This is a genomic window from Loigolactobacillus coryniformis subsp. coryniformis KCTC 3167 = DSM 20001 (assembly GCF_002706425.1).
GTDB classification, from domain to species: Bacteria; Bacillota; Bacilli; order Lactobacillales; family Lactobacillaceae; genus Loigolactobacillus; species Loigolactobacillus coryniformis.
This window is the reverse complement of the sequence record NZ_CP017713.1, coordinates 2,820,641-2,843,021: the sequence shown is the minus strand read 5'-3', so window position 1 is coordinate 2,843,021 and position 22,381 is coordinate 2,820,641. Positions and strand designations below refer to the sequence as shown.

24 protein-coding genes and 1 pseudogene are annotated in these 22,381 nt (G+C 44.0%); 16 read left to right on the top strand and 9 right to left on the bottom strand.

Annotated elements, in window-relative coordinates:
* Positions 1 to 61: 61 nt before the first annotated feature.
* On the bottom strand, positions 62 to 934 hold the full coding sequence (locus tag LC20001_RS13735) for a LysR family transcriptional regulator (protein WP_056943299.1): 873 nt from the start codon (positions 932 to 934) through the stop codon (positions 62 to 64).
* Between the two features lie 114 nt (positions 935 to 1,048).
* Between LC20001_RS13735 and LC20001_RS13730 the strand changes: the two genes are divergently transcribed.
* Positions 1,049 to 2,071 carry a YeiH family protein gene (locus LC20001_RS13730; RefSeq protein WP_010010361.1) on the top strand — a complete coding sequence of 341 codons (1,023 nt, stop codon included), beginning with the start codon at positions 1,049 to 1,051 and terminating at the stop codon, positions 2,069 to 2,071.
* Here the strand turns inward: LC20001_RS13730 and LC20001_RS13725 are convergent.
* Positions 2,068 to 2,319, bottom strand: a complete 252-nt coding sequence (locus LC20001_RS13725; protein ID WP_010010359.1) for a hypothetical protein — start codon at positions 2,317 to 2,319, stop codon at positions 2,068 to 2,070. The two genes, LC20001_RS13730 and LC20001_RS13725, sit on opposite strands and share 4 nt — an antisense overlap.
* A gap of 227 nt (positions 2,320 to 2,546) precedes the next feature.
* Between LC20001_RS13725 and LC20001_RS13720 the strand changes: the two genes are divergently transcribed.
* The 3 genes from LC20001_RS13720 (at position 2,547) to LC20001_RS13710 (ending at position 5,865) form a co-directional block, all read left to right on the top strand.
* Entirely contained in the window at positions 2,547 to 3,380 is an 834-nt protein-coding gene (locus LC20001_RS13720; RefSeq protein ID WP_010010358.1) for a YbhB/YbcL family Raf kinase inhibitor-like protein, read from the top strand.
* Between the two features lie 102 nt (positions 3,381 to 3,482).
* On the top strand, positions 3,483 to 4,235 hold the full coding sequence (locus LC20001_RS13715; RefSeq protein ID WP_010010356.1) for a TerC family protein: 753 nt from the start codon (positions 3,483 to 3,485) through the stop codon (positions 4,233 to 4,235).
* Between the two features lie 289 nt (positions 4,236 to 4,524).
* On the top strand, positions 4,525 to 5,865 hold the full coding sequence (locus LC20001_RS13710; RefSeq protein ID WP_010010355.1) for a helix-turn-helix domain-containing protein: 1,341 nt from the start codon (positions 4,525 to 4,527) through the stop codon (positions 5,863 to 5,865).
* Between the two features lie 49 nt (positions 5,866 to 5,914).
* On the opposite strand, the gene LC20001_RS13705 is transcribed toward LC20001_RS13710, so the two are convergent.
* Positions 5,915 to 6,115 (bottom strand): hypothetical protein, encoded by a 201-nt coding sequence (locus tag LC20001_RS13705; protein ID WP_010010354.1) that lies wholly within the window; start codon positions 6,113 to 6,115, stop codon positions 5,915 to 5,917.
* 448 nt (positions 6,116 to 6,563) lie between these two features.
* On the opposite strand from LC20001_RS13705, the gene LC20001_RS13700 reads away from it, so the two are divergent.
* A complete protein-coding gene (locus tag LC20001_RS13700) occupies positions 6,564 to 7,949 on the top strand; it encodes an Nramp family divalent metal transporter (RefSeq protein ID WP_010010352.1) in 1,386 nt (461 codons plus the stop codon).
* 65 nt (positions 7,950 to 8,014) lie between these two features.
* On the opposite strand, the gene LC20001_RS13695 is transcribed toward LC20001_RS13700, so the two are convergent.
* Positions 8,015 to 8,533 (bottom strand): type 1 glutamine amidotransferase domain-containing protein, encoded by a 519-nt coding sequence (locus tag LC20001_RS13695; RefSeq protein WP_003678359.1) that lies wholly within the window; start codon positions 8,531 to 8,533, stop codon positions 8,015 to 8,017.
* A 153-nt stretch (positions 8,534 to 8,686) separates the two neighbouring features.
* Here LC20001_RS13695 and LC20001_RS13690 point away from each other — a divergent pair, with 153 nt between their 5' ends.
* From LC20001_RS13690 to LC20001_RS13675, 4 genes are all read left to right on the top strand, one after another.
* Positions 8,687 to 10,225, top strand: a complete 1,539-nt coding sequence (locus LC20001_RS13690; RefSeq protein WP_010010350.1) for a multicopper oxidase family protein — start codon at positions 8,687 to 8,689, stop codon at positions 10,223 to 10,225.
* A gap of 15 nt (positions 10,226 to 10,240) precedes the next feature.
* A complete protein-coding gene (locus tag LC20001_RS14460; protein WP_010010349.1) occupies positions 10,241 to 10,402 on the top strand; it encodes a hypothetical protein in 162 nt (53 codons plus the stop codon).
* Positions 10,403 to 10,491: 89 nt separating this feature from the next.
* The gene (locus LC20001_RS13680) at positions 10,492 to 10,971 is read left to right on the top strand and encodes a universal stress protein (RefSeq protein WP_010010347.1); all 480 of its coding nucleotides are present in this window, start codon (positions 10,492 to 10,494) and stop codon (positions 10,969 to 10,971) included.
* A 7-nt stretch (positions 10,972 to 10,978) separates the two neighbouring features.
* The gene (locus LC20001_RS13675) at positions 10,979 to 11,605 is read left to right on the top strand and encodes a stage II sporulation protein M (protein ID WP_010010346.1); all 627 of its coding nucleotides are present in this window, start codon (positions 10,979 to 10,981) and stop codon (positions 11,603 to 11,605) included.
* 279 nt (positions 11,606 to 11,884) lie between these two features.
* Here the strand turns inward: LC20001_RS13675 and LC20001_RS13670 are convergent, their stop codons facing one another.
* Genes LC20001_RS13670 through LC20001_RS13660 form a run of 3 tightly spaced genes read right to left on the bottom strand, consistent with a single transcriptional unit; the run spans position 11,885 to position 13,121 of the window.
* Complete coding sequence (locus LC20001_RS13670) at positions 11,885 to 12,226, bottom strand: iron chaperone (protein WP_010010345.1); 342 nt, start codon at positions 12,224 to 12,226, stop codon at positions 11,885 to 11,887.
* Between the two features lie 9 nt (positions 12,227 to 12,235).
* Entirely contained in the window at positions 12,236 to 12,760 is a 525-nt protein-coding gene (locus LC20001_RS13665) for a membrane protein (RefSeq protein WP_010010343.1), read from the bottom strand.
* Positions 12,747 to 13,121, bottom strand: coding sequence for a DUF4430 domain-containing protein (locus LC20001_RS13660; protein ID WP_010010341.1), 375 nt, complete (start codon positions 13,119 to 13,121; stop codon positions 12,747 to 12,749). The genes LC20001_RS13665 and LC20001_RS13660 overlap by 14 nt, the downstream gene beginning before the upstream one ends.
* A gap of 115 nt (positions 13,122 to 13,236) precedes the next feature.
* On the opposite strand from LC20001_RS13660, the gene LC20001_RS13655 reads away from it, so the two are divergent.
* The 4 genes and pseudogenes from LC20001_RS13655 to LC20001_RS13640 all read left to right on the top strand — a co-directional run bounded on the left by LC20001_RS13655 (position 13,237) and on the right by LC20001_RS13640 (position 16,524).
* Entirely contained in the window at positions 13,237 to 13,968 is a 732-nt protein-coding gene (locus LC20001_RS13655; RefSeq protein WP_010010340.1) for a TatD family hydrolase, read from the top strand.
* A 160-nt stretch (positions 13,969 to 14,128) separates the two neighbouring features.
* Positions 14,129 to 15,052 carry a Gfo/Idh/MocA family protein gene (locus tag LC20001_RS13650; protein WP_010010339.1) on the top strand — a complete coding sequence of 308 codons (924 nt, stop codon included), beginning with the start codon at positions 14,129 to 14,131 and terminating at the stop codon, positions 15,050 to 15,052.
* A 12-nt stretch (positions 15,053 to 15,064) separates the two neighbouring features.
* Positions 15,065 to 15,415 (top strand): hypothetical protein, encoded by a 351-nt coding sequence (locus LC20001_RS13645; RefSeq protein ID WP_010010337.1) that lies wholly within the window; start codon positions 15,065 to 15,067, stop codon positions 15,413 to 15,415.
* Between the two features lie 90 nt (positions 15,416 to 15,505).
* Positions 15,506 to 16,524 (top strand): annotated as a pseudogene (locus LC20001_RS13640) (linear amide C-N hydrolase).
* A 58-nt stretch (positions 16,525 to 16,582) separates the two neighbouring features.
* Here LC20001_RS13640 and LC20001_RS13635 read toward each other — a convergent pair.
* On the bottom strand, positions 16,583 to 18,565 hold the full coding sequence (locus LC20001_RS13635; protein ID WP_010010334.1) for an ABC transporter ATP-binding protein/permease: 1,983 nt from the start codon (positions 18,563 to 18,565) through the stop codon (positions 16,583 to 16,585).
* Between the two features lie 218 nt (positions 18,566 to 18,783).
* On the opposite strand from LC20001_RS13635, the gene LC20001_RS13630 reads away from it, so the two are divergent.
* Positions 18,784 to 19,812, top strand: coding sequence for an IS30 family transposase (locus LC20001_RS13630; protein ID WP_169925064.1), 1,029 nt, complete (start codon positions 18,784 to 18,786; stop codon positions 19,810 to 19,812).
* A gap of 257 nt (positions 19,813 to 20,069) precedes the next feature.
* Here LC20001_RS13630 and LC20001_RS13625 read toward each other — a convergent pair whose 3' ends face one another.
* The gene (locus LC20001_RS13625) at positions 20,070 to 20,333 is read right to left on the bottom strand and encodes a hypothetical protein (RefSeq protein ID WP_010010333.1); all 264 of its coding nucleotides are present in this window, start codon (positions 20,331 to 20,333) and stop codon (positions 20,070 to 20,072) included.
* A 195-nt stretch (positions 20,334 to 20,528) separates the two neighbouring features.
* On the opposite strand from LC20001_RS13625, the gene LC20001_RS13620 reads away from it, so the two are divergent.
* Both LC20001_RS13620 and LC20001_RS13615 read left to right on the top strand, forming a co-directional pair.
* Entirely contained in the window at positions 20,529 to 21,398 is an 870-nt protein-coding gene (locus LC20001_RS13620) for an oxidoreductase (RefSeq protein WP_010010332.1), read from the top strand.
* Position 21,399: 1 nt separating this feature from the next.
* A complete protein-coding gene (locus LC20001_RS13615; protein ID WP_010010331.1) occupies positions 21,400 to 22,338 on the top strand; it encodes an alpha/beta hydrolase in 939 nt (312 codons plus the stop codon).
* The last annotated feature ends 43 nt before the right edge of the window (positions 22,339 to 22,381 follow it).

The window sequence follows — 22,381 nt, the reverse complement described above, 5'->3', positions numbered from 1 at the left end:
TTTTGCGACCCGTTAGTGGCTTGAGTATTGTCACTAACGGGTCGTTTTTTAATTTTGGCCGTTATTGTATCACTTGCGCTGCAATTGCCTGGTACTGTGCTGCAAAATAGCTATCTTTTGGATAAACTAGGTTGATCTCGTGCTGTAATTCAAAACCGCGCACGGATAATTTGACCAGTTGACCATGGGCTAATTCAGTGGTGACCAGTGATTGATACATGAAACTAATTCCGCAGCCAGCAGTCAATAATTGGATGATCGGCGTTGGCGTGGCGATCTCGATCACTTGTTTGAAATCCGTGATCTGCGCGTTTTGCATGGTAAGCCAGTTTGCAAAAATTTCCCGTGTGCCAGAACCGGGTTCGCGCACTAGCAGGGTTTGTGTTAATAACTCATTTAGGTTAAGTGGCTGTTTTTGTTTAAGCAATGGATTATTCGCAAAAGTCACGCCGATAAAGGGTTCACGGCGTAGTCGGATAGAAGCAAATTTATTTTTATCAAAATTACCTTCCACTAAGCCAAAATCGATCGTGCCGGCGGTCAAAGCCTTTAAAATGGTATCGGTATTGGCAATTTGGCAGCGGATCTGTTGCCCTTGGTCCTGTAATTGTTGTAAAACACTAGTCAGTAGAAAAGCACTTAATGAACGGGTGCAGCCGAGTTTGATTATTGGTTGTGCTGGCGTTTGTAGTTGCGTTAATAGTTTTTGGCTTTCGTGGTCGATTTTATTGATGTAGTCGGCTAACTGCTGGCCGGCTGGTGTGATCGTTAATTGGGCATGCTCATAGCTGACTAACACTAGTCCTAGTTCATTTTCGAGTGCTTTGATCTGTTGAGTCACTGCTGGCTGGGTCACAAAAAGCTGCTGTGCCGTGGCCGTGTAGGAGCCTGTCTGAGCCAAGCGTGCAAAAGTATACATTTTTCGATCTAACATAACGCACCTCCCTTTCTGATTATAAGCTAAATTTATTAGCATACAATAATTACTAATTTTTTCTTATAGAAATTAACTGCTAAGCTTAAATAATTATGGAAGGAGCGTTTGATCATGTTAGTTTTATTAAAATCAGGTCGATTTTATTTGGCGGTGGCGTTAACGTTATTTTGTTCACTGTTGGGGAGCTTTTTAGCGGGCTTCCCGTATTTACAAGTAATTGGTGCGTTGGTTTTAGCCCTGGTTTTAGGGATGATATTGCAAGTTTTTCAGCCGGTAGTGCAGCAGGCTCAGGCGGGGATCGGCTTTATTTCCAATAAATTTTTGCGGTTAGGAATTATTTTGCTGGGCTTCAAATTGAATTTGATCGATTTGGCGCAAGCGGGGGTAAAGACGATTTTGTTGGCGATTTTTGTGGTCAGCGGCACGATCACATTAACTTATAAATTAGCACGTAAATTAGGAGTGTCGCAGCGATTAGCAATTTTAGCCGCCAGTGGTACGGGTATCTGCGGTGCTGCGGCGGTGATGGGCATCTCACCTCAATTACCTGCTACGTCGGCGCAAGCAGAGCAAAAGCGTGAGGATGAAGTGTTGGCAGTGGCGATCGTCGCTATTTTGGGGACCGTTTTTACACTGATCGAGTTAGGACTAAAGCCGCTATTACACATGACGCCACAACAGTTTGGTATTATGACGGGTGGTTCGCTACACGAGATTGCTCATGCAGTCGCTGCCGGTAGCGCTGGCGGGCCAGTCAGCCTCGATACAGCGATCATCACCAAATTATCGCGGGTACTACTGCTGGCGCCAGCGGCTTTGATCATTGGCATCTGGTACCAACGCAAAAATCAGTTAAACACGGCGGCTGGCGCGCATAAATTACCGATTCCGTGGTTCATGGGCGGCTTCATTTTAGCTAGTATTTGCGGTACCTTTTTGCCTTTAGGCGCGGCAACACTGGCCGCTTTAGTTAAGTTGGCCTACCTCTTTTTAGGCATGGCGATGGCGGCGCTAGGGATGAGCGTTAATTTCCGTGTGATCGGCCAACGCGGCGGCAAAGCCTTTTTAGCTGCCGGCAGTGCGTCGTGTATTTTACTAGTGTTCGTGATCGTGGTCAGCAAGGCCTTCTTTTAAATGACCTTGGTGCGGCCGCTGGTTTCGATCGTGACGCTACTTTGGGTGGTGTAAACGATGGCCTCATTGGTGGTCGTTAAGCCGGCATACGGATTAGCTTTTGGTATCATCGGCGTTGTGGTTAATTGGGTCGTTGTGATCATTGGCGCGCTGCTAGTTGTGACCACCGCCGCTTGGACTGGTGAGTGTGGCATGCTGCCCAACAAACTTAATCCGATAATAGCACCTAAGATAACGTGTTTTTTCATGATTGATCAGCTCCCTTTAATTGATATTAGCAAGCATAATGGGGTGAGCTTAAATGGGGCTTAAAGGTGAGCTTGTCTGGATTAATTGAGTTTCTAAATTTTGACGATATTATTTTCTCACAAAATCCTTAAATTCACGCGCAGTGGTAGTCAAGCTTCAGCGCTTTCGCTTATAATAAAACTAGTCCGGAAATTCGGATCAAAATAAGTAGAATAGGATGACCAACATGGCTGAAGCAATTGAAGCACGACTACGGAGCTACTATCAGTGGAATTTACCGGTAAAAATCGTGATCGACGATCTAGAAATATCGGCAACGGGCATCATGTCGAATTCACAAATTTATGTACCACTAAAAACGTTATTCAAAGAAATTAAACAGCCGATTCAGATGCAAGGCTTTAATGTTAATGGCACTTACAAAGGTAATTTGTTTGATTTTACCATTGGAACACAGACATTACGGTTGAATGGGGTGACCTACCATTTGGACGCGGCGCCGTTTGGGACTAATCAGGAAATCTACGTAACTACCTTTTTTGTAGCGGTGGTGACCCAACATATTTATGAGTGGTTTGATGAAAATCGTCTGTTGGTGTTTGAAGGTTTGGAGAACGAAACTTTCCAGATCGCTGCGCGTGAGTTTGCACCTTTTAGTGTGTTGCCCAAACAGTTTATGGCGAAGGACATTGGTGGGCAGGCACAATTACCAACGTTGGAATGGGATGGTATCCCGGCAGGTACCAAATCAATGGCTTTGTTCTTTACTGACGAACATCCATTAAATGCTGGTTATAGCTACTGGACCGTTATGCCATTAGTACCGGACATAAAGCGGATCGCAGCAGATGCACCGCAGCAACAAAAAACGATGCATCGTTTCCGCGGTGTGGCCCCAGTGCAGAATACTGGCTACCATGAATATTTGTTCCGTATTTTTGCCTTGGATACTGAACGACCAATTTTCACTGGTCAGCTAAATACTGCTGAAGAGGCGCGCAATGCTTTTGATAAGCATTTGCTTGATATGGCGGTTTATCCAGTGTTTGCTAAACTTTAGGCATGGACACTAAATGGCCTTTTAGTTAAGTTTTCATACTGGCACCTTTGTTTTCTGAAAAACTATGCTACACTATAGAACAGAAGCAAAGGGAGGGTCTACATGTTACACTGGTTAGTCGAGCTGTACGGGCCGTTTTTTAGCCTGCACGCTTGGGAAAATGTCGTGACCTCAGGGGCTGATTGGGCGATTATTTTTTCATTGATCATGATCGAGTGTTTATTGTCGGTGGATAATGCAGTTGTTTTAGCGGCACAAACGCAAAAGTTACCGACGCTGCGGCAAAAGGAAAAAGCGTTGATTTATGGGCTATGGGGTTCATATGTTATGCGCTTCTTGATGATCGGGCTGGGCACTTTTCTGATCAAAGTTTGGTGGATCAAAGTTGTCGGGGCAATTTATCTGTTATATTTGTCAGTACACTTTTTTTACCAGCGGCACAATCAGCAGCAAAAAACGGGTGGTAGTAGCAAATTATGGCAAGCAGTTATACAGATCGTTTTTATGGACGCCATTTTTTCAGTTGATTCAATTCTAGCAGCATTGGCAGTTTCAAGTAAACCGATTATCGTGTTGATCGGCGGTTTGATCGGTATTTTAGTCATGCGTGGGGTTGCTCAGTTGATTCTGAAAGTGATGCGGTATATTCCTGAATTGGAATCGATGGCTTATTATTTAATTGCCATCATTGCGGTAAAATTATTCCTAGCCATTCCGCAAATTAATATTGAGATCCCAGCTAGTTGGTTTGTCGCTATTTTGATTGCCGCAATTGGGATCACTTTATTGATTCATTATGGTAAACAAAAGAAAGCGCGAGTCAAAACAACACCACATAAACAATTAAACCATTAAATCAGTTATGGGCTGATTTAATGGTTTTTTGTATTTTTTTTAAAAATAATGTATATTTGATATTGGTACGTATAAACCTCGTTAACATTGGGAAAATCCACCTGTTTTTCTGCATTTTTATCACTAAAGTACATTTTTTGGGTCAATCATGAGGTGAAAATTCAGTAGAGTAATGTATACTTGTAGACAAGTGATTAACGTCGGCTAATAGAACAGATTATTTTTTCTAATGTCAATATTGGCTACCAACTTGATCCGTATTTAATTAAAAAGGAGTGATTACTGACTGATGCTGGATAACGTATTCTTAACGCCACAAAAACAACGCGAGCTTAAGGTGTTTCGTGCAACTAATATTGCTGGAGATTTAAATCTGGCCGCATTGGCGGAACAAGATGGTATGAGCTATGTTGAGTTTTATCGTACTTTTCGATCGTTACCTACTGATCTGACGACTGATGCACCACCTGATCAGCGCTATTCAATGAGCGCGAGTGCGTATAGACAATTATTGATCAAACAATCAGTGCCTTATCAGATTATCTATGCGACCTATCAGGCAGATGTGACTTCATTAGATCAGATCTTAAGTGACTTATCGATTAGTCGATCCACCTTGCAGCGGCGTCTGAAAAACTTGAAGACTTTTTTGGCGCAGCGCGATATTCGCCTTGATCTCAGTCATGTTCGTTTACGTGGGGATGAGCGGCAGATCAGGCTTTTCTACTGGTATCTTTTTTCTGATGTCGCTGAAGACGTGTCTGAGCTGATGCCAGAGATCAAGCAATGGCTGCCGAGTGCTAGTAAATATTTTAATTTACCGGCCACGGCGCAATCACCCCGGCAGGCGATGCAGTTGGCCTATATTCAAGTCACCTTAGGGCGTATTTTAAATGGCTTTATGATTGACAAAATTGGTTACGTTCAATTAATTGAAATCACACAAACGACTGTTTTAAGTAATTTAGCCACAGAAATGAACTTTTCTGAGTCGGAATTGGTTCGTGAATTGACTTGGCTAAATGAAATTCTGCGCCATTCACCTTATTTCTGGCCGCCAGCAAAAGTTGCGAATTGGCATACCATTGAAGGATTGAGCGAGCGCTTGATCGCCGATCTGAATTTAACTTCGTCAACACATTATTACACTGGGTTAGGCAGTTATTTGAATGCTTGTGTCAGCTATGTGATCACTTGTGATCTGCCGGTTGTGATCTGGTCATTGATGACACCACCGGCGAGTAAACAGACTGCCGAGATCAAGCAAGCGATCCGCCTGAGTTTACCTTTGTTGCCAGCGCGGCAGGTGCAGTTGTTAACGACGAATCTGTCGTTGATTTTAGCACCATTCATCGAAGTACAAGAATTAACGGTTTGTTTGTGGCTAGCAGTTGATCCGTCAATTCATAATCGGGTGATCAATTGTTTGAAATCATTTAGTCCCTTTGCGCTTAAGTTTATTGACGGCTTAACTTATCCGGCTGATCTAGTGATCACTAGTCAGGCTTTGCCTGATGATGCTTTAACTGAAACGCCAAATTATCAGTGGGAAAACGGTAAATCGATCACAAAGAATTTACGTGACCTACTAGAATTATTCTACGGTATCGTTCAAGTTAAAGGCGGTTAAAAAGGCTCAGATCCGCGTTGGATCGAGCCTTTTTTATATGCATACTATTTTAACGATTCCAATAAACATAGAAAATCAGGACTAATGACACGATAAACAACCAACTGATCGGATTGATCAGCCAAGAACCATAGATATTAAAGACACTTTTTAATGAGCGCTGCTCGCGGGGTAATTTTAAGGCTTGCCAAATGAAGCCGATAAAACCCAGTAAGCCTAGTATGACCGCCAATATTGCTAAATTATGCATCAGATCACTCCTTTTAGGGTTAAACTATTTGTTCTCAGCGTACGCGAAGTGATTCAAAAAATCTAGTCTAATAATCGCATTTACGCGTTACTTTGATGATTAATTTAACGCTTAAATATAAAAAGTTAAGTTAGCCTAAACTTTTTATTTACTTTAACATATTTTAGTGTACAATGTGTAGTGGACTTATGATAAGGTCCGAAACTATCTATTCAACTGATTATGTGCTAAATTTGATATGGGTCTGGGATCAAATGAAAATAATCACGGCATTTTCATGAAAGCATCATTGATTCGGCATCAAATTTTAATATCCGTTTGACATCCACCGGTAAAGCGGTACACTGTAATTCGGAATTAACTCAGTTATCCAGTAGCAGCGGCACCTTAATTATTGCCTGATGTTACTGCACTACATTGAAAAATTAACTGGAAGAGAGGGCTTGAAATGAGTCAACAACCAACGAAGAAATCGCCGCGGGAGAAGAAACATTTCTTGTATACCACTGATAGTGATAACAAGAGTTTGGATGAAGTAAACGGTAGTGTTGAGGTGCCAGAGAACGCCGGTTATTGGCGGACGCTGTTAGCCTTCACTGGGCCAGGGACGCTGGTTGCCGTAGGATACATGGATCCAGGTAACTGGATCACCTCGATCGCCGGTGGGGCACAATATAAATACACCTTGCTAACGGTGATCTTGATCTCTAGTTTGATTGCCATGTTGCTACAAGCTATGGCGGCGCGGTTAGGGATCGTCACCGGGAAAGATTTAGCGCAGTTGACCCGGGAACGTACGAGTAAAGGTATGGGGATCTTCCTGTGGATCGTCACCGAGCTAGCAATCATGGCCACCGATATGGCCGAGATCATTGGTTCCGGGATCGCGCTGAAATTACTTTTCGGGTTTCCACTGATCGTCGGCATCATCATCACTGCATTTGACGTTTTATTGCTATTATTATTGATGAAGTTAGGCTTTCGCAAGATTGAAGCCATTGTTGCCGGTTTAGTGGCGATCATTTTGATCGTCTTCACCTATGAAGTAATTCTTGCACGGCCAGACATTCCGCAGATTTTTGCCGGTTATGTACCTAATATTGATATCATGACCAACAAAGGTATGTTGTACTTGTCATTAGGTATTGTCGGTGCAACGGTTATGCCGCATAACTTGTATTTGGGCTCATCCATTTCACAGACGCGGAAGTACGATCGGACTGATAAAAAGAGTTTGGCCAAAGCGATTCGCTTTACCGTTGCTGACTCTAATATTCAGCTAACGTTAGCCTTTGTTGTGAACAGTTTACTGTTGATCTTAGGGGCGGCATTGTTCTTTGGGACTAATAGCGACTTAGGTCGGTTCGTCGATTTATTTAATGCTTTAAATGATAAAAATATTGTCGGCGCGATTGCGAGTCCATTGCTAAGTAGCTTGTTCGCCATTGCCTTACTATCATCGGGGCAAAGTTCGACGATTACCGGGACCTTATCCGGCCAGATCATTATGGAAGGCTTCATTCATTTAAAAATGCCACTATGGGCGCAGCGTTTGTTGACCCGTTTGCTTTCAGTTTTGCCAGTATTGATTTTTGCGATCTACTATCATGGCAACGAAGCGCGAATTGAAAATCTACTGACGTTCTCTCAGGTATTCTTGAGTGTTGCGCTACCATTTGCCATCATTCCACTAGTTATTTTCACGAGTAACAAGGATCTGATGGGAGATTATGCAAATCGCAGTTGGGTCAAGTACATTGCTTGGATCATCGCAATTATCTTGATCATCTTGAACGTCTATCTGATTTTACAAACTATAGGCGTTATGGCTTAGCGTTTGTTTGAAAAAGCGCTAATACTATAACAAAAAAGCATCCAGAGTCGCTGGATGCTTTTTTGTTATTCAGTTAATGCGGAAACAATCGCCTGATTGAAGGCGGGTAAATCATTAGGATTACGGCTGGTAATCAAATGGTCACTAACAACAACGGGCTGATTTTTTACCGTTGCGCCAGCGTAAGCCAAGTCTGGTTGGACGGTTTTGTAGGCGGTGAGTTCTAATTGTGCGGTCAGCCCAGTTTGGATAAACAATTGCGGACCATGACAAATAGCAAAGATTTGCCGCTTTTGGTCCAGAAAGGCCTTGGTAAAGTCGACAAAGCGTTGATCACCTCGTAATTGGTCGGGTGAAAAGCCACCAGGTAAAAATAATGCTCGGAAATCTTGAGGTTGCACGTCATCGATCCCTTTATCGATCAAGAATGGCGTGCCTTTCTTACCTTGAATGATCTCGCCAGCACGTTGGCCGATCAAACAGAATTGGTACCCTTCCTTACTTAGCGCTTCACGTGGGCTAGTGAGCTCAACATCTTCAACACCGTTAGTGACAAGGACAGCGATTAATTTGTTATCAGTCATTTAGCAACCTCCTCTATGATATGGATAGTGTAGCAAGGGCTGGCCGCTTAACTCAATAAATACGCATGTAATTCGGCTTACCAAACTTTTAAGTTTTGGATGTAGTGTTATAATGAAAGTGAATACAAAATGAGTTTGGAAAGGACGATTGTGATGTCTGATAAGGTTTATACTGATTATTTCTTCGATGAGCCCGCGTTTAATACTCATGATGGCGGCTACGTTCCATTAGAAGAGGCAAAGGTCCCACAGCAGCCATTGAACGTACCACCACTACTCAAACCAGATAAGGAGACCGCCACGGATACTTATTATACCGTGGTAGCGCAAACTGGTGAAACGCAATTTCTGCCCGGCGCAAAAACGAAAACCTGGGGTTACAACAATAGTGTTTTGGGTCAGACGATCGTTTTTGAAAAAGGTAAGCACATTCACGTCACTTTAAAAAATGAACTCCCGGAGCTAACGACCTTTCACTGGCATGGTCTCAACGTGATCGGTCCCTACGTAGATGGTGGCTGCCACGCGCCCGTCTATCCTGGTAAAAGTAGCCAGATCGACTTTACGCTTGATCAACCAGCGGCAACGGTCTGGCTGCACGCCCATCCTTGTCCAGAAACTGCCGCTCAAGTTTATCATGGTTTAGCCGCTATGGTTTTAGTTAAGGACGAAGTTGAAGCTAAATTGCCATTTCCACGTAATTGGGGTATTGACGATATTCCGTTAATTTTGCAAGATCGGCGCTTTCACGAAAATAACCAGTGGGATTATCGCGCTGACTATGATCCCGATGGCGTTCAGGGACCAACTGCTTTGATCAATGGCACGGTTAATCCTTACTTTGATGTCACTACACAACGACTGCGCTTGCGAATCTTAGATGGTGCTAATCGGCGTGAATGGCGGTTGCACTTTAGTGATGACTTGGCCTTTACTCAGATCGGCTCTGACGGTGGGATCATGCCGGCACCAGTCAAATTGACTAAATTAATGCTGACCTGTGCGGAGCGGGCCGAAGTGATCGTTGATTTTAGTCAATATAAACCGGGCGATGAAGTCACTTTGTATTCTGATGATGTACCGTTAGTTCGTTTCCGTGTGCATCAATTTGCAACTGATGAAACGCAACTGCCTGAGCATTTAGTCGATATTGCTGATCCGACAGTTACACCAGGCTTACCAGTCCGTAAAGTTGTGATGTCGGGGATGGACGAAGAAGTCATGATCGATGGTAAAAAATTTGCGATGCAGCGGATCGATGCACGACAAAAAGTTGGCGATGTTCAGTATTGGGATATTACTAACACCAACACGATGAATGGTGGTATGGTTCATCCTTTCCATATGCATGGTACCCAATTTACGGTGATCTCACGTAATGGGCACGAACCATATCCTAACGAACACGGGTATAAGGATACGGTGGGTGTTAACCCTGGTGAAACTGTGCGTATCAAAGTTAAATTCGATCTACCGGGACTATACATGTACCATTGCCATATTATCGAACACGAAGATGGTGGCATGATGGCACAAATTTTGGCGTATACTGCTGCTGATCCTAATCCTAGTTATAAATTAATGGACATGGATACGATGATGCAGGCTCTATCTGAAGAGCGTGGTGTTCCAATGGATCAGCTCTGGATGGGTGGTATGGAATCTTACGCTAAAATGGGCATGAAGATGTAAAAGGAAGTGATGGTCATGGGCCGTTCACGTCATTTAGCCTTATTTTTCTTTGTTTTTTATCTTGTCTTGTTGGTGGCGGTTGCCTTTGGACAGAATATGTTGGCGATGTATATGATGGCAATCGGGATGTTGCTTGATGCTGGGTTAGCCTTAGTTGCAAGTCATAAACGCAAATGAACGCGGCGTGTGATATTTTGTATGCGGCATAATTTACGGATTTGGACTATAATGTAAGTGTAAACATCAGCACAAGGAGGATGATCGCTATGCTACAAGAATATCGGAATATTTTAGTACCAGTTGATGGTTCTGAAGAAGCAGAATTAGCTTTGGCAAAGGCTGTTGAGGTTGCCAAACGCAACGAGGCACATTTGGATGTGTTGGACGTTTTGGCTACGCAACAATTTGAGGTCAGCTATTCCAGCTTTGTCGATGGTGACGTCATCTATAAAATGTCTGAAGATGTGAAAACTTATTTAGATAACTTAGTGACTCGAATCGAAAAAGATAGTGATTTTCATGATATTGACATTCATATTCGCTTTGGCAATCCGAAAACGGTCATTGCCCGCGATTTTCCACAGGAGCATAAAAATGATCTGATCATGATCGGTGCAACTGGTTTAAATGCAGTTGAGCGGATGCTGATCGGTTCAGTGGCGTCGTACGTTAATCGAGCGGCAATCACGGATGTATTAGTGGTTAAAACTGATAGCGCCAATAAGTTGCCTAAAAAGAAAAAGTAGGTGACTTATGGACAAAACGACCGAGCTACGACAATGGCGCCGCCGGCAAATCTGGACTAATTTATTGAGTGCATGGGCGGCATTGATTATTGTCGCGGCGCTGATCTATATGGTTTTAGCATGGGCACAACCAGATATAACGACGATTCAACGAGCTTTGAAGCGTGCAGTTAGCGGTATTAAAAGTGATTCTAACTGGCAAATGTTTTTGCGAATTGCTTGGCATAATGAACGGGCAGTTTTGATTGTATTTATGCTAAGCTTGATTCCTGTGCCGCTATTATACTGGCTTAATTTAGTTGGAACGGCAGCGAGTATCGGCCTTGTGCTTTATGTGAACGCGGGACAAACACGTGTGGGAATGCTGATTTTAGCGGGTTTAGTACCGCATGGTATTTTTGAGATTTCTTGTTTTGCCTTTGCGTTGGCCTTAGCTAGCCAGTTAAATTACTATATTCGTAGTCGTACGCGCAATTGGCGCAAACGCCGTTATGATTGGATTGGTCGTTTACCATGGTGGCCGTTTATCCGACCGCTGCTGCGTTGGTATCTGATGATTGTGGTGCCTGGTTTATTATTGGCTGCAGCGATTGAAAGCTATGTTACACCGTGGTTATTAACTTTAGTACGTTGAGATACTTTAACTATAATATTCGGGAGACCGTTAAGAAGCTGCGCTATGTCGTAGTTCCTTAACGGTCTTTTTTTAGTGCCAACTACGTGGACTTTCAGTTGTTTGCCCAGTAAATCAGCAGCGATATTACGAAACCCTACTTTTACCGGCATGTCCGGCAATCAATATGTGCGGTGATCAGAAAAAAACAAAGTCATTATCGATAACATACGCCAAAATTAGCCAAATACTTATCTAAATAAAAAATCCCCTCAGCACAAAAGCTGCAGAGGGGAGTGACTAATCATTAACTTGCTTGATTCGGTAAGCGACAATTTGCTTGATTAATTTTACCGGCAGCGGTTGATCGTAAGGTAACTGAATCGTCCCTTTGCTGGTTTGATAACCGCGTAGTTGTTCCGCAAAAGCTACGATTGGTTCTGGTGTTGGGTAGAAGCCTAAATGCTGCTTTGTCGGGGCAAAATAAACCAATACTTTACCATTTTGCTTAATGGCCGGCATATTATAGGCAATAGTCTCAATCGCTTGTGGCGCTGCGTCGTGCAGCAGTTCGCGCATGATTTGTGCCACTTCCTGCTGCCTCGGTGGTAAAGTTGCGATATAGTCGTCAATTGTTTTCATGTTTTCTCCTTAATCTAGCCGCAAGCGGGGAATAATTTTGCTTAACGGTGGAATTAGAATAAAGTACAATACCAGATTACCAACGGCATGGAAGGTGTCGAAATACAACCCGGCAATATAATAAGCGACAAATTGCGGCCAACCACCTAGTAGTGGGTATTGGCCGATACTAACGCAGAAACCGTACAGGTAACCGGCAAATAAACTGAACGCCGCTTGTACCCAAAGATGACGGCGCAAGTATGGCCAATGTCCAAATAGCCAAGTCAGACCAACGACCATGAGATAGGCAAAAATTTGTGGTAAGGTCCAGATCCCAAAACCAAGTAAAACATTGGAGATCAAGATCGATAGAATCGCGATATAACCGCCGGTAACGACGCCAAAACTCAAGGTCATGAAAATAATGATGTCGGTGACTGGTTGGATATTGGGTAGAAACTGAAATAAGTAACGACCGACGACACATAATGCTGTGATCAACGAAACAACAGCAATGTAACGTGGGGTATAACGTGATTTACTTGCTGGCATTTAGCGTGAAGCTAACCTTATCGTTGTTTTTTAGATAAGTTGCAGCAGCCCCTTTAGTGGCGTCTTTACCGTTGATTTTGTACAGCCAGTACTTTTGTGCTTTGGTATTCTGTTTATGCCCATTGATCGCGGTGATCATCCCGTTGTCTTCCTTGATCTGATAATGTTGTTTCATGACTTTCATCAGTGTTTGCTTGCTGGTGGTTGTCACTTTTTTGGTGCTGACTTTCTTATGATCAACCGTTAATGTGATCTGTGCCTTGACGGTTTTAGCTTTAGCCGCCGCAACTGGCTGTGCGCTGGCACCGAGTAATCCCACACTTAACGTAAAAATAGTTGTGATTTTGACTAATTTTTGCATGTAATTCCCTCCAATGGTAATAGTATACCGTAAATCTGCTTTCAATTGGCAAATAATTAGTGAGATTAATGTTAGAATTGAAAGAGAAGTTGGTCACTTAGAATGGAGTTTGAACATGCAATTAATTGATGCGCATACGCATACAGAAGAACAAAGTTACGTTCGTCTATTAAAACGAGAAAAAATCTACGCCACGATTAATTGTGGCACACCAGCAGAGTTTACCCGTAATCAAAGTTGGGTCGGTAATAGCCGGCGTTTACGCTTAAGTGCTGGTATTCATCCCTGGCAGGTCGACCAAGTTGCGTGGACTGACATGGCGCCGATTTTAGCACAGGTACCGGTGATCGGTGAAATTGGGTTGGACAACGTTTGGACTAAAACAGATCCGCAACTACAGCAGCAAATTTTTACCAAGCAACTAGCTTACGCGGAACAAGCACATAAGCCAGTGATCATCCATACTAAAGGGATGGAGCAAGAAACGTTACGAATTTTGAAGACGTATTTTAACACGTATTTATTGCATTGGTATTCTAGTACTGAATATATTGAGGATTACTTGGCGTTAGGCTGCTATTTCAGTATTGGGCCGTCATTTGCCACTGAAGAGAGCGTTCATTACTTGTTAAATGCGGTACCGCTGAACAGAGTTTTGTTGGAGTCAGACGGAATGGATAGTATCGCTTGGGCCCTGAATCAAGAACTACCGTTGAGTGCTTATCCACGGATCATGGATTCTGGAATCCAGGCGTTATCGCAGGCACACCATGTTGCGCCGGATCACGTAGCAGCGCAGTTGGTGGATAATCTGCAGCGCTTTTGGGCGGGGGATAGCGAAAAATAGCTGACTAACATAAAATGAGTGAGCGTGTGGCATAAGGCGCCAGCTATTACGCTATAGTAGCAAAGTCATCCTTGTGCAACATATTAGTAGGTTGCGTTGCAGTCTATCGGTTGTGTTAGCGCTAACGAAACGCTAGAATAAAAATAAATGAGGTGAGCAGATGTTAAAAATTGGCGTACTCGGGTTAGGTAACATCGCCCAAAAGGCCTATCTACCGGTAATGGCACAATTGCAGGATCAAGTTGATTGGGTATTATGTACCCGCAACGTAGCAAAATTAAAAAACTTACAGCAAAAGTTCGGCTTTGCCCACACGGCTGCGGACCTAGATGACTTATTAGCGCAGCAGCCAACGGCAATTTTTATTCACACGCCGACACCGACTCACGCAACCTATATCGAGAAATGTTTGCGCGCTGGGGTCCATGTCTACGTGGATAAACCAGTTAGCGCTAACGCGGCTGAAGTGAAACGCTTGTATCAACTGGCAGCACAACAAGGTTTATTATTAACGGCAGGTTTTAATCGGCGGTTTGCGCCGTTTAATGCCAAGTTACAAGAACGGCAGCCAGCACAAACGGTTTTGGTACAGAAGAATCGTATCGCAACTGCACAGCCGGTACCGTTTGTGTTGTTTGACCTGATGCCTCATGTTGTAGATACGGCACTATTTTTACTGGGCCAAACACCGACGCATTATCACTATCGTGTCTTGGCGCAGGATGGTCTGCTGCAGCAGGCCAGTGTAGTGCTGGAAACGCCGACTGCGACTGCCTATGCGTTGCTGAATATGCAGGCAGGGGCGAATAGTGAAACGGCTGAATTACAGAATCCACAGGGTATTGCCCAAGTGACGGATCTAGCAACGTACAGTGTCCAAGCAAATGGGGTCACGACGCAGCAAGTATTTCCGGATTGGACGCCTAATTTGGAACGCCGTGGCTTCGCACCCCTGATTCGTGCTTTTATTGCGGCGGTTCAAGGGCAACAAGTCAATCCGGTTAGCCCAGCATCCAGTATTTTGACCCATGAAGTTTGCCAAAACCTATTAGCCTATGCTCAGAAAAATAAATTGACGAAATAAGGCGGTGTTTCAATGACTGAATTATTAGCATTGTATGCGGCAACTAAGCAAGCCATTATGCAAGCGCCATTAACCGTTGAACAAATCAGTGAATTCAAGCGCCAATTAGCGACGCTAGCCTTACCACGTACGAATGCGTTAGAACAGGCAATTGTAGCGCTAATTGAAGACAATTTATCATTTCCGCGCTTTCAGATCTTTTACGTGCAGAATATCAACGGTGATGGCAGTCTGTTCTCGTTTCCGATCCATCCCTTTCACTGGCAGGCGATGACACCTGAGTTGCGGCAAGGTTTTGTCACGCAGGCATTTATGTATCAGGCGCAGCCGGTTGATCTGCATACGGCAGCCACATTGATTTAACCTTAAAGTATGTTCGTTTGGCATTTTTTTGCTGAAAGAATATACTTTTTTTAAGCGGTTTTTTATTAAAAATTACGAGGGGGAATTGATATGTGTACATCGATTAAGCTTACATCGGAAACCGGTGATCAGTTCTGGGGGCGGACGATGGATTATCCGGTCAGTTTTTCCATGCAGCTGATCCGAATGGTTACATGCCATCACAGATTATTAATATGCCAGCCAATATCACCATGACGGGGCAAAGTACGACTTGGCGATCAAATTACGCGACGCTAGGTGTTGGTTTAACTAATTCGCTGGTGCTATACGATGGCATCAATGAATGCGGCCTAGCAGGCGATTTACAAGTTTTGATGGAGTGCGGCCGCGCCAGTGCTGACGATTTGGAACAAAGAGGGCTGCAGCCGATCTTAGGCGAAGAGTTAGTTACATACATATTAACTCAATGTAAGGATGTCGCTGCAGTGAAAGAATTAGCGGCGACGTTAGCTTCGGTTGATCAGCCTTACTCATTTATGGGTCAAACGGCACAGATTCCAGCGCATTATACATTTATTGATCCAACTGGCGCAATGGTCGTTTTGGAATCGACTGATAACGGTACTTTTAAGTTATACGATAGTGTTGGCGTGTTGACCAATAGCCCCGAATATGATTACCATACGACTAACCTGCGTAATTATATTTCTTTGGACAATCTGAATAAAGCAAAAAAGACAGTGGGTGCAGATCTAGAATTAGAACCGAGCGAAAATGGGACAGGCCATGGCTTCTTTGGCATGCCTGGTGATTATACTTCGCCGTCACGCTTTGTACGGGCAACTTTGATTGCTAAGAATATTGATCCGTTTGCCAGTTCAGCGGGTATTCCGGTGTTATATAATACGTTTAGCTCAGTTATGATTCCTAAGGGATTAGGGCGCACACCGCAACACGAAACGGTCACTGATTATACACAGTATTGGAGCGGCTATGACTTGACTGCACGCAAACTCTACGTGCAGGACTATGCTTGCCCAACATTCACTAGTAAAGCCCTTGATCAAACAACTGATACGATCACCTATACCCCAATCGATTTAACGTTTAAAACTAACGAAATTTAAATTGAAACGCAAAAAGAGCCTCTCCGGCGTTAACTGGAGTGGCTCTTTTTCATGATCATTAGTCAGCAGACAATGCGTCGATTGGGTTCAAGCGCGATGCCTTACGGGCTGGTAGTAGTGCCGCGACAAAAGAGATGACGATCGCGGCGACAATGGTAAAGATAATGTTGCCTGGGGTGATCTGTACCATATTAAACTTCACAATACCGTAAAGCACATGGTTCAGGCCTAAGCTAGCAGCATATGCGAGAACTAACGCTAATGCAGCAGAGAACAAGCCGATCAAAACCGATTCAGCGGTAAATAAGCGACGGATATCCTTTTTCCGTTCACCTAAAGCACGGAGAATCCCGATTTCCTTGGTCCGTTCAGAAACGGACATGTACATGGTGACGATGATCATCAATGCGGAAACAATCAGTGAAATACCGGCGATCGCAGCTAGGACGATCGATGCAATGCTGACATACCGGTTGACGGTATCGAGGATATCGCCGACGGTTACTGCGCCATAATTGTATTTACCGTTGTCCTTTAGGGCACGGATCCGATTGGCAACGGCCTTAACGTCATTGCTGTCTTTGACGTTAACCGAAATAAAGTTAGTACGGGTGTCCGCCTTAGCGTCACGCAATAAGTTGCGCATCGTTTTGTAATTAGTGGTGGTGATCGAACCTGCTTGACCACCGTCAGCAAAGCCAGCAATCGTTAATTCAGCGCTAACTTGTACTGGTTGATTACTTTGATTGATCCATGGAAGGGTGACTTTAATTTTTTGACCAAGCATTTTTTTGTACGTTTTTTCGCTAGTTAAGGCGATCGCCTGCGCTTTATCGATCACGATCTCGTTATCTTTGGGCGCATGACCACTTTTGATCGTGTCGCTGGCGAAAGCTTTAGTCCACGTCTGGATACCTGAACTTGTTTGGTTTTTATTTTTATAGGATAAGGTGTAGCTGTTCAATTGGTAGCCAGCTTCAACATCGTCCACGTCTTTAACTTTTTCTAATTGTTTAACTTGCTGATCTGAAAATAAGAGTTTAGTTGGATCATCGGCGAACTGGGCTAGTTGCTGCTGAAATTCAGTGTTACTCAGTTTTTTACCGGTAGGATTTTTCATGACCGTGATCGAGTTCGGGTTGATCATTGAATTGATTTGGTCTTGAATAAAGGCGTTGACACCATTACCAATGCCGCTGAAAAGCAAGACAGCGAACAAGCCAATTGCCGTACCGAGCATAATCAGGGAATTACGCCAAAAATTATAGGATAAGTGCTGGAAAGCATTTTTGTAACTGGCGCCAGCTGATAACACTTTCGGCTTAATATTTGGTTGTTCAGCGGTTGTTTCGTAAGCTGGTTTTAAGCGGGTGTCGTCTTCAATTTTACCGTCAGCGAGGCGGACAATCCGGGTGCCGTAATTAGCCACGTCTTGGGAGTGGGTCACGGTGATGACCAATTTACCTTCCGCCGCGATGTTTTCTAGAATCTCTAATACTTCGGCGGTATTCTTAGAATCTAGCGCCCCCGTTGGTTCATCAGCGATGATCACTTGCGGATTACTAGCTAAAGCGCGGGCAATTGCGACCCGCTGCTTCTGGCCACCAGATAATTGGTTGGGGTGTTTTTTTAACTGATCGCCTAAACCGACTTGTTTTAGTAAGTCGATGGCGCGTTCTTTTTTATCACGATTATTGAGATTGGTCATATTTAGTGAGACTAGAACGTTATCGACGATGTTTAAGTGGCTGATCAAATTGTACGATTGGTAAATATAGCCGATCGTGCCACGTCGATAGTCGTCTAACTGTTTTTCTTTTTTGTGATCAAGCAGCTGGCCGTCAGCGCGGACTTCACCGTCAAAGTTACGGTCAAGTCCACCGATGATATTCATCAACGTTGATTTACCGCCACCAGATTCACCTAAAATCGAAACAAATTCGCCTAATTCGAAATTAAGGTCGATTCCTTTAAGAACGGGAAATTCTTCCTTACCTAAGAAATAGGACTTGTGGATGTTGTGTAATTCTAAGAATGCCAAATTGGCACCTCCTCGCTTTTTTGCGTACCGAGACACTATACAGAAATGAGAATCTACTGTCAATTTTATCTTCATTTATGTATAAAAATTATTGCTACGCGCGTTTTATAATCAAGTTAGCCAATTAGATCCAGCTAATTGAAAAAATAAAAAACACCAAGACAAATCTCTGTTATCATTGATGTTCCAACACAAAAATGAAAGAGGTTATTGTCTTGATGCAAGAACAGAATACCACAGTCCGAGAAAAAGGTCACCACCTAACTTCATTTGAGCGCGGCAGAATCGCCACGCTACACAGCCAAGGATACTCTAACCGCGCAATTGCTAGAGTTATCGGCGTTTGTCATCAAACAATCAGTAATGAACTACGCCGTGGTGAGATCGACCAAGTTAAAAAAGTGAACGGTCAACGGCAATATCACCGCGAATACTCGCCAGAAGCGGCACAGGCCAAATACGAAGCTAACCGAATGTCCTGTCATCGACCTTTGAAACTCGCTGGTGTCGCTGACTTTATCAACTACTTTACGGCCCATTTGCACCAAGACGGTTGGTCGCCTGATGCCGCGGTGGGCCGCGCTAAACTTGAAGGCTTATATCAACCTGAGGAGATGGTTTCGACCAAGACGTTATACCACTATATCGATGCGCAACTACTTGAAGTCCGTAATCTTGATCTGCTCGAAAAAAACCGGCGCCGCACCAAACACCACCATTCACCCAAGCATAAGCGTCTGGCCGGACGAAGTATCGAAGAGCGACCTAAAAGTATTGATCAGCGCCAAGAGTTCGGTCACTTTGAGTTGGATACCGTAGTCGGTAAACGTAACGGCCAAGAAAGTGTCATTCTAACGCTGATCGAGCGCCAATCTCGCTGTCAGATCCTGCGTTTGATTGATGGCCGTGACGCCGATTCAGTCAACTACGAACTGGCTAAGATCTGCCAAGAATACGGGCACATCATGAAGTCCGTTACCGCTGACAACGGGGCAGAATTCGCAGCGGCGGGGACGGTGCTTGACGGGGTTGCCGACCTTTATTATGCCCACCCTTACCGCTCTTCAGAACGAGGCACAAATGAGGCGCATAATCGAATGATCCGTCGTGATGTGCCTAAGGGCCTGTCCATGGATACTTTAGGCCCTAGTGATATCCAAGCAGTGGAAGCCAAGCTAAACAACTTACCACGCCGGCAGTCAGGTTACCAAACCCCAAAAGAGCTTTTCTCCGCTGCCGCTGGCTAAAGATTGAATCTTTAAAATATGAATATCAATGAAAATACTGTCTTGCCGGGATTTATTGCGTGGCTAATTTGTTCTTGCAATTTGGGAAAATTATTGCTATAGATAAACCCCGCTAAATCTTCAGTACCTGTAAAATATATACATCTACGCAAATAATTGTATCCGGCTGAAGTGGGGATAATAACCCGACTTTAGGCCGATTGCATTTTTAAAATAAATAAAAAACAACCAGCTGCCTGGTTGTTTTTTATTAAAAACTATTTAGTTGCGTCGAGCGCAGGTTTACTTTTTTTCAAATGCCGATAACTAACAACATAACGACCGTTGATTTCTTCCATGATCTTTTGCGTGATCTTGCCGCCGACTTCGAGTTTGACTAGCGCGCTGTTAACGTATTTCTTGGCGATAACACCAGTGCAATCGGGAATACCTTGTTCTTTGGTTACATTGACCTGATCACCAGCGGTAAAGCGCCGACTTTGCTCATTTTCTACTGGGGCGGTACTATTAGGTTGTGCCACTTTAATCCTTCTTTCATTATTGACACTGAAACTGACTAGTTTAATTATAACACTTTCCGCAGTCTACTTAGTACAGATGCTGCTTGACTTCACTAGGAAATACGCTATATTCAAAGTATTGAGAGCGCTTTTTAAATTAAAATCGACTGAAAAAATTTTTCAACAGATTAAATTAATTAGAAATGGGATGAGCGGATGAGACCTTTTACACAACAGGTTGTTCTATTAACTGGGGCATCATCGGGCATTGGTGAAGCGACTGCGATTCGTTTGCGGCAGCGCGGTTTTATTGTTTATGCGGCGGCGCGGCGCGTGGAACGGATGCAGCATTTAACTGGTTTAGGCGTACATGTATTGCCTTTGGATGTGACGGATGAAGCTGCCTTAAAAAATGTGGTGCAACAGATCATGACCCGCGAGCAGCGGTTGGATATTTTGATCAATAATGCTGGTTTTGGTGAGTATGGTGCGGTGGAAGATGTGCCAATAAAAGATGGTCGGCGGCAATTTGAAGTTAATGTTTTCGGTGTGATGCGTTTGATTCAGCTGGTGCTGCCGATCATGCGGCGCCAGCATTTTGGCCGCATCATTAATACGAGCTCGATCGGTGGTAAAATTTATCAGCCGTTGTCAGCATGGTACATGGGTACTAAGCACGCGTTAGAAGGAATGAGCGATTCGTTACGCATGGAAGTTAAGCCATTCGGTATTGATGTGGTGTTGATCGAGCCGGGAGCTACTAAAACTGAATGGGCTGGCATTGCTAAAGCTAAATTGACGCAGATATCGGGCCATGGTGCTTATACGGCGGCGGTTCGTGAAATGGCCGGGCAGCTAAGTTTATTTGCTAAAATGGGCTCAGCGCCCACCGTGATTGCCGATTTGATGGAGCGTGCGGCGACAGCTAAGCGGCCGCGCACACGCTATGTTGGTGGTTTTGGCAGCCGTGCGTCATTGATTGGGCGGCATTTGTTGTCTGATCGGCAATTCGATGTGGTCATGGCGGCAACGTTAGGTTTAAGTTATCAGCTATATCGACATTATCAAAAGCAAGGGGGACATTAATTTGAAGCGATCAACGCGACGTTTATTAACAACAACTCTAGTTGGTAGCGCAGGTTTCTTACTGGGGAGCTACTTGACCTTTCAGGGTTCAACGATGAATTGGCGTAAAGATAGCCGCAAACAACGTGATCTGAATTTTGACAACAGTGATCCCTGGGTATTGGAAAAGCAGTGGTTTCAAGCACAAAAACGCGAACCGCGACAAATAACGACGGCTGATGGGCTAACTTTGCGTGCAATTTTGATTCGGCAGCCGCAAGCCACGACTAAGGTTGCTATTTTAGCGCATGGTTATCATCATTCCTGGGAACAGATGGCGCCATACGCTAAGTTGTTTTATGATTTTGGTTACAATATATTGGTTCCAGATGCGCGTGGCCATGGTGATAGCGATGGGCATACGATCGGTTTCGGTTGGTTAGACCGCAAGGATTACGTCCAATGGGCGCAACTAATGACGCAAGAATTTGGTAGTAGCGCGACTTTGGTACTATTTGGTATTAGTATGGGCGCAGCAACCGTGATGGCAGCTAGTGGTGAAGCGGCTTTACCAGCAACAGTCAAAGCGGTGATCGAAGATAGTGGCTTTAGCTCAGTGGTCAAAGAAGTAAGTTATCGAGCGCGCTCGCGGTATAATATTCCGACGTATCCATTTATTCCATTGATGGCGCTATTTGCGAAGCAGCAGGCGGGCTATTCCTACTATCAAGGTAATATTTTGAAGCAAGTCCTACACAGTCAGACACCAACCTTGTTTATTCATGGTGGTCAGGATGATTACGTACCACCAAAGGCTTTTCATGATCTTTACAACGCAGCTACAATGCGAAAAATGGCGTACTTTGTACCGCAGGCCAATCATATTGAAGCTTATATGTTTAATCGGGCGCGTTACGAAGCCGTATTACGGGAGTTCTTGGGTAAATTGAACTTACTGTGATCTTGTAGTTATCGTAGATCAAGCAAGTGTACTCTGAAAAAAT

What these genes read in the sequence shown, in the direction of transcription:
- LC20001_RS13735 (WP_056943299.1), bottom strand. Translation starts at nt 934, where the DNA reads ATGTTAGATCGAAAAATGTATACTTTTGCACGCTTGGCTCAGACAGGC.
- LC20001_RS13730 (WP_010010361.1), top strand. Translation starts at nt 1,049, where the DNA reads ATGTTAGTTTTATTAAAATCAGGTCGATTTTATTTGGCGGTGGCGTTA.
- LC20001_RS13725 (WP_010010359.1), bottom strand. Translation starts at nt 2,319, where the DNA reads ATGAAAAAACACGTTATCTTAGGTGCTATTATCGGATTAAGTTTGTTG.
- LC20001_RS13720 (WP_010010358.1), top strand. Translation starts at nt 2,547, where the DNA reads ATGGCTGAAGCAATTGAAGCACGACTACGGAGCTACTATCAGTGGAAT.
- LC20001_RS13715 (WP_010010356.1), top strand. Translation starts at nt 3,483, where the DNA reads ATGTTACACTGGTTAGTCGAGCTGTACGGGCCGTTTTTTAGCCTGCAC.
- LC20001_RS13710 (WP_010010355.1), top strand. Translation starts at nt 4,525, where the DNA reads ATGCTGGATAACGTATTCTTAACGCCACAAAAACAACGCGAGCTTAAG.
- LC20001_RS13705 (WP_010010354.1), bottom strand. Translation starts at nt 6,115, where the DNA reads ATGCATAATTTAGCAATATTGGCGGTCATACTAGGCTTACTGGGTTTT.
- LC20001_RS13700 (WP_010010352.1), top strand. Translation starts at nt 6,564, where the DNA reads ATGAGTCAACAACCAACGAAGAAATCGCCGCGGGAGAAGAAACATTTC.
- LC20001_RS13695 (WP_003678359.1), bottom strand. Translation starts at nt 8,533, where the DNA reads ATGACTGATAACAAATTAATCGCTGTCCTTGTCACTAACGGTGTTGAA.
- LC20001_RS13690 (WP_010010350.1), top strand. Translation starts at nt 8,687, where the DNA reads ATGTCTGATAAGGTTTATACTGATTATTTCTTCGATGAGCCCGCGTTT.
- LC20001_RS14460 (WP_010010349.1), top strand. Translation starts at nt 10,241, where the DNA reads ATGGGCCGTTCACGTCATTTAGCCTTATTTTTCTTTGTTTTTTATCTT.
- LC20001_RS13680 (WP_010010347.1), top strand. Translation starts at nt 10,492, where the DNA reads ATGCTACAAGAATATCGGAATATTTTAGTACCAGTTGATGGTTCTGAA.
- LC20001_RS13675 (WP_010010346.1), top strand. Translation starts at nt 10,979, where the DNA reads ATGGACAAAACGACCGAGCTACGACAATGGCGCCGCCGGCAAATCTGG.
- LC20001_RS13670 (WP_010010345.1), bottom strand. Translation starts at nt 12,226, where the DNA reads ATGAAAACAATTGACGACTATATCGCAACTTTACCACCGAGGCAGCAG.
- LC20001_RS13665 (WP_010010343.1), bottom strand. Translation starts at nt 12,760, where the DNA reads ATGCCAGCAAGTAAATCACGTTATACCCCACGTTACATTGCTGTTGTT.
- LC20001_RS13660 (WP_010010341.1), bottom strand. Translation starts at nt 13,121, where the DNA reads ATGCAAAAATTAGTCAAAATCACAACTATTTTTACGTTAAGTGTGGGA.
- LC20001_RS13655 (WP_010010340.1), top strand. Translation starts at nt 13,237, where the DNA reads ATGCAATTAATTGATGCGCATACGCATACAGAAGAACAAAGTTACGTT.
- LC20001_RS13650 (WP_010010339.1), top strand. Translation starts at nt 14,129, where the DNA reads ATGTTAAAAATTGGCGTACTCGGGTTAGGTAACATCGCCCAAAAGGCC.
- LC20001_RS13645 (WP_010010337.1), top strand. Translation starts at nt 15,065, where the DNA reads ATGACTGAATTATTAGCATTGTATGCGGCAACTAAGCAAGCCATTATG.
- LC20001_RS13630 (WP_169925064.1), top strand. Translation starts at nt 18,784, where the DNA reads ATGCAAGAACAGAATACCACAGTCCGAGAAAAAGGTCACCACCTAACT.
- LC20001_RS13620 (WP_010010332.1), top strand. Translation starts at nt 20,529, where the DNA reads ATGAGACCTTTTACACAACAGGTTGTTCTATTAACTGGGGCATCATCG.